The sequence below is a fragment of the Allobosea caraganae genome (genome assembly GCF_003351345.1).
GTDB lineage: Bacteria > Pseudomonadota > Alphaproteobacteria > Rhizobiales > Beijerinckiaceae > Allobosea > Allobosea caraganae.
On the sequence record NZ_QQTO01000040.1, the window covers coordinates 85,321 to 95,445 of the forward strand.

9 protein-coding genes and 1 riboswitch are annotated in these 10,125 nt (G+C 68.4%); of the genes, 1 reads left to right on the forward strand and 8 read right to left on the reverse strand.

Going from position 1 to position 10,125, the window contains the following annotated elements; translation table 11 throughout:
- Positions 1-5 precede the first annotated feature (5 nt).
- Together dnaJ and dnaK are read right to left on the reverse strand one after the other, a co-directional pair.
- A complete protein-coding gene (gene dnaJ / locus DWF00_RS28005; protein WP_114832136.1) occupies positions 6-1,151 on the reverse strand; it encodes a molecular chaperone DnaJ in 1,146 nt (381 codons plus the stop codon).
- A gap of 152 nt (positions 1,152-1,303) precedes the next feature.
- Entirely contained in the window at positions 1,304-3,232 is a 1,929-nt protein-coding gene (gene dnaK / locus DWF00_RS28010; protein ID WP_114832135.1) for a molecular chaperone DnaK, read from the reverse strand.
- Positions 3,233-3,719: 487 nt separating this feature from the next.
- Between dnaK and DWF00_RS28015 the strand changes: the two genes are divergently transcribed.
- Positions 3,720-4,589: a hypothetical protein gene (locus DWF00_RS28015; RefSeq protein WP_114853097.1), complete on the forward strand. Its 870-nt coding sequence runs from the start codon at positions 3,720-3,722 to the stop codon at positions 4,587-4,589.
- Between the two features lie 3 nt (positions 4,590-4,592).
- On the opposite strand, the gene thiE is transcribed toward DWF00_RS28015, so the two are convergent.
- The 6 genes from thiE to DWF00_RS28045 form a co-directional block, all read right to left on the reverse strand.
- Positions 4,593-5,261, reverse strand: a complete 669-nt coding sequence (gene thiE, locus DWF00_RS28020) for a thiamine phosphate synthase (protein WP_114832864.1) — start codon at positions 5,259-5,261, stop codon at positions 4,593-4,595.
- Positions 5,258-5,998 carry a hydroxyethylthiazole kinase gene (locus tag DWF00_RS28025; RefSeq protein WP_114832867.1) on the reverse strand — a complete coding sequence of 247 codons (741 nt, stop codon included), beginning with the start codon at positions 5,996-5,998 and terminating at the stop codon, positions 5,258-5,260. Before DWF00_RS28025 ends, thiE begins: the two co-directional genes overlap by 4 nt.
- A gap of 11 nt (positions 5,999-6,009) precedes the next feature.
- Positions 6,010-7,920 carry a phosphomethylpyrimidine synthase ThiC gene (gene thiC / locus DWF00_RS28030; protein ID WP_114832863.1) on the reverse strand — a complete coding sequence of 637 codons (1,911 nt, stop codon included), beginning with the start codon at positions 7,918-7,920 and terminating at the stop codon, positions 6,010-6,012.
- 78 nt (positions 7,921-7,998) lie between these two features.
- Positions 7,999-8,102, reverse strand: a riboswitch (TPP riboswitch).
- A gap of 71 nt (positions 8,103-8,173) precedes the next feature.
- Entirely contained in the window at positions 8,174-8,371 is a 198-nt protein-coding gene (locus DWF00_RS28035) for a hypothetical protein (RefSeq protein ID WP_114832862.1), read from the reverse strand.
- Positions 8,372-8,453: 82 nt separating this feature from the next.
- Entirely contained in the window at positions 8,454-8,738 is a 285-nt protein-coding gene (locus tag DWF00_RS28040) for a hypothetical protein (protein WP_147283855.1), read from the reverse strand.
- 108 nt (positions 8,739-8,846) lie between these two features.
- Positions 8,847-10,064 carry an OmpA family protein gene (locus DWF00_RS28045; protein ID WP_245974358.1) on the reverse strand — a complete coding sequence of 406 codons (1,218 nt, stop codon included), beginning with the start codon at positions 10,062-10,064 and terminating at the stop codon, positions 8,847-8,849.
- Positions 10,065-10,125: the final 61 nt, after the last annotated feature.

The following is a 10,125-nucleotide window of genomic DNA, read 5'->3' on the forward strand; positions in this document are numbered from 1 at the left end:
GAGAGTCAGGCCGCGCCGCCGCTGATGCCGCCCAAAAAGTCCTTGACCCGGCCGAAGAAGCCGGCGGTCTCGGGATGGGTCGAATTCGAGCTCTCGCGCTCGAATTCCAGCAGCAATTCGCGCTGGCGCGGGGTGAGCTTCTGCGGCGTCTCGACCACGACCTCGATGTAGAGGTCGCCGGTCTCGCGCGAGCGCAGCACGCTCATGCCCTTGCCCTTGAGGCGGAACTGCTTGCCGCTCTGGGTGCCCTCGGGAACCTTCACGCGCGCCTTCTCACCGGTCAGCGTCGGCACCTCGATCTCGCCACCGAGCGCAGCCGAGGTCAGGCCGAGCGGAACGCGGCAGAACAGGTCGGCGCCGTCGCGCTGGAAGATCGCGTGCGGCTTGATCGAGAGGAAGATGTAGAGGTCGCCGGCCGGCCCGCCGCGCAACCCGGCCTCACCCTCGCCGGCAAGGCGGATGCGGGTGCCGTCCTCGACGCCGGCGGGGATGTTGACCGAGAGCGTGCGCTCGCGCGTGACGCGACCGGAGCCCGAGCAGTTCTTGCAGGGATCGTCGATCACCTCGCCGCGGCCGCCGCAGGTCGGGCAGGTGCGCTCGACCGAGAAGAAGCCCTGGTTGGCGCGCACGCGGCCGTGACCGCCGCAGGTCGGGCATTGGCGCGAGGATGAGCCCGGCTTGGCCCCGGTGCCGGTGCAGACCTCGCAAGCGATCGAGGTCGGCACGCGGATCGAGGCGGTCTTGCCGGCGAAAGCGTCCTCGAGGCCGATCTCGAGATTATAGCGCAGATCGGCGCCGCGCTCGCGGCCGTTTGCGCCACGTGGTCCGCCGCGCCCACCGCCGCGCGCGTCGCCGAAAAAAGAATCGAAGATATCCGACATGAAGTCGGAGAAATCGGCGCCGTTGCCGGGCCCGCCGCTGCCATTCTCGAAGGCGGCATGGCCGTAGCGGTCATAGGCGCCGCGCTTCTGGCCGTCGGCGAGCACCTGATAGGCCTCGTTCAACTCCTTGAACTTGGCCTCGGCGCCCTTGTCGCCGGGGTGGCGGTCGGGATGGCATTGCATCGCCAGCTTGCGGAAGGCGCTTTTCAGCTCCGCTTCGCTCGCGGTCTTGGAGACCCCGAGGATCTCATAATAGTCGCGTTTGGACATGAATCCGCGGCCCCTCCGCTCCCCTTCCGAATCATGGCCGGGATCAACCCGGCCATGGCGGCATGGCAGCGTCCTGTCTTCAAGAGGCCATCCCCGAACGCGATGGCCGGGTCAAGCCCGGCCAGGACGTCCCAGGGAGGGCCGAGCGCCGATCAGGCGCTCTTCTTCTTGTCGCCCTTGTCGTCGCTGACATCCTTGAAGTCGGCGTCGATGACGTCGTCCTTCTTGGCCTCGGCGGTCTCGGCCTCGCCACCCTCGGGGGCTGCGCCCTCGGCCTGGCTCGCCGCATACATGGCTTCGCCGAGCTTCATCGAAGCCTGCATCAGGTCGGTGGTGCGGGCCGAGATGGTCTCGACATTCTCCTCGACCAGCGCGGCCTTGAGCGCGTCGAGCGCAGTCTCGATCGCCGACTTGTCGGCGGCGGAGACCTTGTCGCCGTAATCCTTCAGCGACTTCTCGGTCGAATGCACCAGGCTCTCGCCCTGGTTCTTCGCCTCGACCAGCTCGCGCCGCTTCTTGTCCTCGGCCGCGTTGGATTCGGCATCCTTGACCATCTTCTGGATGTCGGCCTCGGAGAGGCCGCCGGAGGCCTGGATGCGGATCTGCTGCTCCTTGTTGGTGGCCTTGTCCTTCGCCGTCACCGAGACGATGCCGTTGGCGTCGATGTCAAAGGTCACCTCGATCTGCGGCATGCCGCGCGGGGACGGCGGAATGCCCATCAGGTCGAACTGGCCGAGCATCTTGTTGTCGGCCGCCATCTCGCGCTCGCCCTGGAAGACGCGGATCGTCACCGCCTGCTGATTGTCCTCAGCGGTGGAGAAGACCTGGCTCTTCTTGGTCGGGATCGTGGTGTTGCGGTCGATCAGACGCGTAAAGACACCACCCAGCGTCTCGATGCCGAGCGAGAGCGGGGTCACGTCGAGCAGCAGCACGTCCTTGACGTCGCCCTGGAGCACGCCGGCCTGGATCGCGGCGCCGATGGCGACGACCTCGTCAGGGTTGACGCCCTTGTGCGGCTCCTTGCCGAAGAACTGCTTCACGACCTCCTGGACCTTCGGCATGCGGGTCATGCCGCCGACGAGAACGACCTCGTCGATCTGGCCCGCCGAGAGGCCGGCATCCTTGAGCGCCTTCTTGCAGGGCTCGATGGTGCGCTGGACGAGATCGTCGACCAGGCTCTCGAACTTGGCGCGCGAGAGCTTGATGGCGAGGTGCTTCGGACCGGACGCATCCGCCGTGATGTAGGGCAGGTTGATCTCGGTCTGGGCCGTGGTCGAGAGCTCGATCTTGGCCTTCTCGGCCGCCTCCTTCAGGCGCTGGAGGGCGAGCTTGTCCTTCTTCAGGTCGATGCCCTGCTCGCGCTTGAACTCGTCGGCGAGATACTCGACGAGGCGCATGTCGAAGTCCTCGCCGCCGAGGAAGGTGTCGCCATTGGTCGACTTCACCTCGAAGACGCCGTCGCCGATCTCGAGGATCGAGACGTCGAAGGTGCCGCCGCCGAGGTCATAGACCGCGATCGTGCCGGCGGTCTTCTTGTCGAGGCCGTAGGCGAGCGCAGCCGCAGTCGGCTCGTTGATGATACGCAGCACCTCGAGGCCGGCGATGCGGCCGGCATCCTTGGTGGCCTGGCGCTGGGCGTCGTTGAAATAGGCCGGGACGGTGATGACGGCCTGGGTGACCTGCTGGCCGAGATAGGCCTCCGCGGTCTCCTTCATCTTCGTCAGCGTGAAGGCGGAGATCTGCGAGGGCGAATAATCGGTGCCGTCGGCCTCGACCCAGGCGTCGCCGGCCGGCGACTTCTTGATCTTGTAGGGGACGAGGTTGATGTCCTTCTTGGTCATCGGATCCTCGAAGGTCCGACCGATCAGGCGCTTGATCGCGAAGAAGGTGCGCTCCGGGTTGGTGACCGCCTGGCGCTTGGCAGGCTGGCCGACCAGACGCTCGCCGTCATCGGTGATGGCGACGATCGAAGGCGTGGTGCGGGCGCCCTCGGAATTCTCGATGACCTTAGGCGTGGTGCCTTCCATGACCGCGACGCAAGAATTCGTCGTGCCGAGGTCGATGCCGATAACTTTACCCATGGATGGGATCCCTTTCGATTGAGCAGATCGCCGACCTACGGTGCGTGACACCGCCTGCCGGCCCATGGACCGGCCCGCCCCCACCTCACGCGGCGAACGACCCGGCATTCCACGATTCGCGGCCGCTAGGACCGCCTCTTGGCGGCGTATATAGTGAGGGTGTTCCTACCCTTGCAAGACACGGAGCCGGATTAAGAATCGGCGATGGCGGCGGCAATCGCGGGTTCGGTTAAGAGGTCATGGCCGAATCCACAGGGTCCGGGCGGATTTCAGGTGAAACGCATCCACGGCGCGCGCATAGTCATGGCCTGACCTACCGGCAAGTCTCGGCCGCGTCCCGGTATGCGCAAATCCAACCTGCGTTTCCCGCGAAGCATCATTCGCGCAAGGTGTTGCGCTGCTGCTCTTGCGCGCGCGGGCATGGCACTTCATGCAGAGGGTCACGTTTCCAGTCGCATGGCGGATTATGCTGACGAGATCGCGCCGCATGGCCTGCAAGACCTTCGCGATGCTGGCTTTTGCCGGTCTGACCGGGCTTGCCCAGGCGCAGCCGCTGCAATTGCCGGGCGCGCAGCCGTTCAACCCGGCCGGGGCGCAGCAGGCCGCGCCGCCCGCATCCGCAGGCGGGCCGCCGAAGCCGCGCGTGCCGTCGATGCCTGCGATCAAGCTGCCGAGCGAGGAATCGATCGTTGGGCGCGCGCTCCGGCATAACGGCGCGCTCGGCCAGGCGAGCTTCGAGAAGCTCGGCAGCGGCTACGGCCTGCGCTTCAGCGCCGATGGCTACCAATCCGAGAACCTGACCGAGCCCTGCGTCGTCGATTTCGGCGAGGCGCCGGTACCGGTGACGCCGCAGGGCCGACCCGCCGGCGTGCCGCGCTACAAGCTGGAAGCCTCGGCCTGCCCGATCGTGTTCGACGTGCTCGACGGCGCCTTCCTCGTGGTCGAGCCGGCCGAGCCCTGCGTGATCACGGCCGCCGCCTGCCGGATCGACCCGCGCGGGCTGTGGGGGCCGGATGCGCGCACGCTGACCAGCCGCAGCAAGGAGATCGAGGCCGACCGCGGCAAGGCCGAGCGCGCCGTGCTCGAAGGCTACAAGGCCTTGACCGCCAAGTCCGACCCGGTCGAGCAGCGCGCGATCGCGCGCGAGCAGGCCGGCTTCTCCTCGGAGCGCGAGCGGGTCTGCCGCGATTATCAGCGCGAAGGCCAAGTCGGATACTGCGCCTCGCGCCTCACGGAAGCGAAGGCCGCCTCGATCAGGGCCCGGCTCGGCCTGCCCGAGCAGAAGCCGGAGCGGCCGAGGCCGCCGCGCCCGGCCGTGGCGCGTCCCGCCGCGCCGCCAGCGGTGCCGACGCAGTAGGCGTCAGGCCGATTTCGCCTGCGCCAAGGCGAGCGCCGCATCGACGATGGCACGCAACTCGCGCGCCGCGGCCCTGGCATCCGCTCCCGCGAACAGCGCGCCGATCACCGCCACGCCATCGGCGCCGGCCGCGATCACCGAGGCTGTGTTGGCCGCGTTGATGCCGGCGATGGCTCCGACCGGCAGCGAACCAAGCACGCGAGCCGCCTCGCGGCGCAGGGCGGTGAGGCCGGCAAGGCCGAGCGGCGCGTCGGGATTGTCCTTGTGCACGGTGCCGAAGACGCCGCCGATGCAGGCATAATCGATCGGTGCCGACGTCAGGTAGGGCAGCTCGCCCGCGTTCTTCAGGGTCGCGCCGATGATGGCGTCGGGCCCGAGGAGGCGGCGGGCATCGATCAGCTCCATGTCGTCAGCGCCGAGATGGACGCCCTCGGCCCCGGATGCGAGCGCGACGTCGACGCGATCGTTGATCAGCAGCGGGACGTTGGTGCCACGCAGAGCTTCATGGATGGCCTTGGCCTCCCGCACCATCTCGCGCGTGGACTGCTCCTTGGCGCGCAGCTGGATCAGCGTCGCGCCGCCCTCGGCCGCGGCGCGGGCGAGATCGGCGAGCGAACGGCCGGCGGCGATCTGCGGATCGACGAGGCCATAGACCCGGATATCGACTTTCACGCGCGTTCTCCCATGTGCCGGCGCAGCAGCGCCTCATCGAGGCTCGCGAGCGCATCGATCAGGTTGACGGCGAAGCTGCCGGGGCCGGCCGATTTCGCGGCGGCGATCTCGCCGGCGATGCCAAAGGCGGTCAGCGCCGCGCCGGCGGCGATGACCGGGTCTGTCTCGACGGCGCAGCAGGCGGCCACCAGCGCGCTCGAGGCGCAGCCGAGGCCGGTGACCTTCGTCATCAGCGGATGGCCGTGAGCGATGGCGAGCGCGCCCCTCTTACCCTCGATGTGGTCGACCTTGCCGGTGGTGACGCGGGTGACGCGCTCGGCGGCATCAAGCTCGCTCGCAAGCGCCGCCATTTCGGTGGCGTTGCCGCGCACGACGACGTCAGGCAGGCGCAACACCTCGCGCGCAATGTGCCGGCGCAGCGGCGAGAGCTCGACGAAGACCGGGTCGAGCACCAGCGGCTTATGATGATCGCGCGCCGCCTCGAGCAGCTTCGGGATGGCGAGCTCGCCCTCGGCCGAGATCGTGCCGAGGTTGATCAGGATCGCGCCCGCGCCCTGGGCGAAGCCGGCGACCTCGTCGACATGAACGGCCATGGACGGGATCGCGCCGAAGGCGAGCAGCATGTTGGCGGTGACGTTCTGCGCCACCGTATTGGTGAGGCAGTGCACGCGCGGGCGGGTCTCCGCCATGCGCGCCAGAACCGCCGCGACGCTGGACGCGTCGAGGCAGCCGGCCATGACGGCCGTCGTCACTCGGCGGCCGGCAAATAGAGGTTGCCGCCCTTCTTCAGGAACTCCTCCGACTTGGCCGCCATGCCGAGTTTCTGCTGCTCGATCTGCGCTGCCGCTTGATCGCCCGCCATGGCCTCGAGCGCGGCGCGCTCGTTGTCGCCCATGGCGAGCACTTCGGCGCGGAGGTCCTGCGTGATCTTCATCGAGCAGAATTTCGGCCCGCACATCGAGCAGAAATGCGCGACCTTGTGGGCGTCCTTCGGCAAGGTCTCGTCGTGGAAGGAGCGCGCCGTGTCCGGATCGAGCGCCAGGTTGAACTGGTCCTCCCAGCGGAAGTCGAAGCGGGCGCGCGAGACGGCATCGTCGCGGATCTTCGCCGCCGGATGGCCCTTGGCGAGGTCGGCGGCATGGGCCGCGATCCGGTAGGTGATGACGCCCACCTTGACGTCGTCGCGGTCGGGCAGGCCGAGATGCTCCTTCGGCGTGACGTAGCAGAGCATGGCGCAGCCGAACCAGCCGATCATCGCCGCGCCGATGCCCGAGGTGATGTGGTCATAGCCGGGCGCGATGTCGGTGGTCAGCGGGCCCAAGGTGTAGAACGGGGCTTCGCCGCATTCGCGCAGCTGCTTGTCCATGTTCTCCTTGATCTTGTGCATCGGCACATGGCCGGGGCCCTCGATCATGACCTGGCAGCCCTTGTCCCAGGCGACCTTGGTGAGCTCGCCCAGCGTCTCCAGCTCGGCGAACTGGGCGCGGTCATTGGCGTCGGCGATCGAGCCCGGGCGCAGGCCGTCGCCGAGCGAGAAGGAAACGTCGTATTTGCGCATGATGTCGCAAATCTCGTCGAAGCGCTCGTAGAGGAAGCTCTCCTTGTGATGCGCCAGGCACCAGCGCGCCATGATCGAGCCGCCGCGCGAGACGATGCCGGTGACGCGCGAGGCGGTCAGCGGCACGTAGGGGAGGCGCACGCCGGCATGGATGGTGAAGTAGTCGACGCCCTGCTCGGCCTGCTCGATCAGCGTGTCCTTGAACACCTCCCAGTCGAGCTTGATCGGGTCGCCGCCGACCTTCTCCAGCGCCTGGTAGATCGGCACGGTGCCGATCGGCACCGGCGAGTTGCGCAGGATCCAGGAGCGGATGTTGTGGATGTTGCGGCCGGTCGAGAGGTCCATGACGGTATCCGCGCCCCAGCGGATCGCCCAGACCAGCTTCTCGACCTCCTCGGCGGCGCCGGAGGTCACGGCGGAGTTGCCGATATTGGCGTTGATCTTGACCAGGAAGTTGCGGCCGATCGCCATCGGCTCCAACTCGGGATGGTTGATGTTGGCCGGGATGATGGCGCGGCCGCGGGCGATCTCGCTGCGGACGAATTCCGGCGTGACGAATTCCGGCACGGAAGCGCCGAAGCTCTCGCCATCGGCATGGCGCTCGCGGGCGCCCTCCAGCATGGCGGCGCGGCCGAGATTCTCGCGATGGGCGACGTAGATCATCTCGGGCGTGATGATGCCAGCCCGAGCGAACTCGTACTGGGTCGCCATCTGGCCGGGCCTAGCCTCAAGGATCGGACGCTCGGCCGGGCAGGCCGGGACGAGCTGGTCGGCGCTGATATGGCCGTTATCGGCGGCGGTGACGATGCGGCCGGGCACGGTCTCGAAACCGAGGGCATCGAGCCAGGCGCGGCGCGGCTGCGGCAGGCCCTGGTTCAGGTCGATCTTGACATCGGTCTCAGTGAAGGGGCCGGACGGGTCGTAGATGCGCACCGGCGGCTCGGCATCAGTGGTGAGCTGCACCTCGCGGAAGGGCACGCGCATCTCGGGATGCTCGGGCGGCGCGACGTAGATCTTGCGCGAGCCGATGATCGGCCCTGTCGTCACGGTTTCCGGGGCGGTCTTGACGCTGTTCTTCTGCGGCTTGGCATGAACGTTCACTGGGATCTCCTCCTTGGTCCAAGGTTCAGGAGATCCGGGTTTAGAAGCGGTCCAGTCGCTGTCTGCGGGTACGGGGAGGCGCACGCCGCGTTCCAGTCCCTCCGCCGGTATGACCCGGATCAGGTTCGACGGGTTCGGCTTTCACGCCATCTCAGCCCTTGCGAGCACCCCTCGGAACGGCACGAAGATTATTCGGCTTCCAGGGAAAGCGCAACTGGCATGCCTGAGAAAGGAGCTATGCCCGGGCGGCAGATCAGGCGGTGATGTCGACGGTGCCGCCCTGCCCGACCGGGAGCATCGCCTTCTGCTGCTCGGCACCCTGCTGCAGCAGGTCGACGACGGCGGCGTCCGAACCGGCCTGCTGCTTCATCATCTCGATCTGCAGGGCCTGCTGGGTCTTGACGGCTTCGGTCGCAGCATAGCTCTGCGCGAGGGCGACGGCATCGGTCATGGGGCAACTCCTGTTGCCCCATGGTTAGGCGCCAAGTCTTGACCTTGGGTGAACGCCTTGTGCGAAAGTGAACGCCGCCAACCTAGCGAGCGATGATCGACGGCACCGGCTTCGGCATCGGCAGTTCGCGCTCCGCGCCCCGCTCCGCCTTGCGCTCCAGGCGCCCGTGGACCGGCGGCGCCATGCGATCGACGCCGGGGCGCAGATCGTCGCGCGCGAGATCGCCGTAGATTTCGGTCGGCTTGGGCGCGAGCGGCACGCCGGGCGCGCGCTGTCGCGCAAAACCGTCCTGCTGCGCGGCCGCAGCCTCAGCCACGACCAACCCGGTCAGGACGAGACCCAGGAACATCCAACGGTTCGTACGCATGGCAAACCTCCTTCGCCAGAGGCACCCGCCACATCCAACGCGGCGGGCTCCTGCGCAAAACGCATCAGGGCCCGCCGCGTTCCGTTGAGACTCTGCGCCAGGCGCAGGTCAGTTCTGCCCCGCCAGCAGCGGCGTGATGCGCCGGAGCGTGACGCGGCGGTTCTCGCGGGCCGCGTCCTGCGTCACGACCTTGAGATACTGCTCGCCATAGCCCTGGGTCGTCAGGTTCTCGGGCGGCACCTGGAAGTCGCGGGTCAGGATCTCCGCCACCGACTGGGCGCGGCGATCCGACAGCGACAGGTTGTCGAGGTCGGCGCCGACCGCGTCGGTATGGCCCTCGACCAGGAAGACCTCGTTGGGCGAGCGCTGCAGCGCCCGGCGGATCGAGGCCGCGATCACCGCGAGCTTCTGGGCCTGGCCCTGCGCGACCTCCCAGGACGCCGTCTCGAAGTTCACCGTGTCGATGTCGACGCTGCGCATGCGGGCGCGCAGGTCGGGCGAGTAGCGGACTTCGTCCAGCGTGTAGCGTCGCGGGATGGCCGCGATCGGCGGAGCCATGATGGTCTCGTAGATCAGCTCCTCGTCGGCGCGCTCGGCATCGACGACATAGCGTTCGCGCGCCATCGGCAGCGGCGGGGCGGGCAGCACGACGACCTCCTCCGAGAACCGGCCGCCCGGCCGGTCGCGGCGGAAATTGTCGATCATGACGACCTCCTCGCCGTCGCGCATGCGGCGGGTGCGGCGGATCAGGCGGCCGTCCTCGTCGGTGACCGTGGTGACGCGGCTGCCATCGGGCCGCTCGTACACGGTGACGTTCTCGTCGCCGCGCCGCTCGGTGCGGCCCTGCCAGCCGAGATCGCGGAAGCGCTCGGTCTCGTCGCGCTGGATGATGGCGCGGTCATTGTCGCGGATGATGGTGCGGCCGGGCTCGCGGATGATGGTGACGTCGCCCTCGCGCCGCTCCTCGCGGCGGCCGCGAACGTCGTCGATGCGGTTGGCGCCCTGCGTCGCCATGATGCCGCCAATGGCGGCGGCGCCGAGGCCAATGGCAGCCGCGCCGCCAAGGCCGATGCCGCCGCGGCGGCCCTGCCGGTCAGGCGGCGGCAGCGGCGGCTGGCCGGGCGCGGGCTCGGTGCGAACAACCGGCGGCTGGCCGGGCTGCTGCGCGCCGGGCGTGATGATCGGCGGCACCGGACGCGGCATGGACGGCTCGGCGCCGAGCGGACGCTGGCCGGGAGCCGGCGGAATCGCCGAGGGCTGTCCCGGCGCGGGAGCGGGCCGTGCGGCGGGCGGGCTGCCGGGCGTCACCGCGGCCGTCTCTTGCACACATCTCCGACCCCACGCAACGCTCATGCATCTCTGATGCCGACTTCTCCTTGTAAAAAAA

Bases quoted from the DNA above. Each gene is read 5' to 3' on its own strand.
- dnaJ (WP_114832136.1), bottom strand. From the start codon at position 1,151: ATGTCCAAACGCGACTATTATGAGATCCTCGGGGTCTCCAAGACCGCG.
- dnaK (WP_114832135.1), bottom strand. From the start codon at position 3,232: ATGGGTAAAGTTATCGGCATCGACCTCGGCACGACGAATTCTTGCGTC.
- DWF00_RS28015 (WP_114853097.1), top strand. From the start codon at position 3,720: ATGGCCTGCAAGACCTTCGCGATGCTGGCTTTTGCCGGTCTGACCGGG.
- DWF00_RS28025 (WP_114832867.1), bottom strand. From the start codon at position 5,998: ATGGCCGGCTGCCTCGACGCGTCCAGCGTCGCGGCGGTTCTGGCGCGC.
- DWF00_RS28035 (WP_114832862.1), bottom strand. From the start codon at position 8,371: ATGACCGATGCCGTCGCCCTCGCGCAGAGCTATGCTGCGACCGAAGCC.
- DWF00_RS28040 (WP_147283855.1), bottom strand. From the start codon at position 8,738: ATGCGTACGAACCGTTGGATGTTCCTGGGTCTCGTCCTGACCGGGTTG.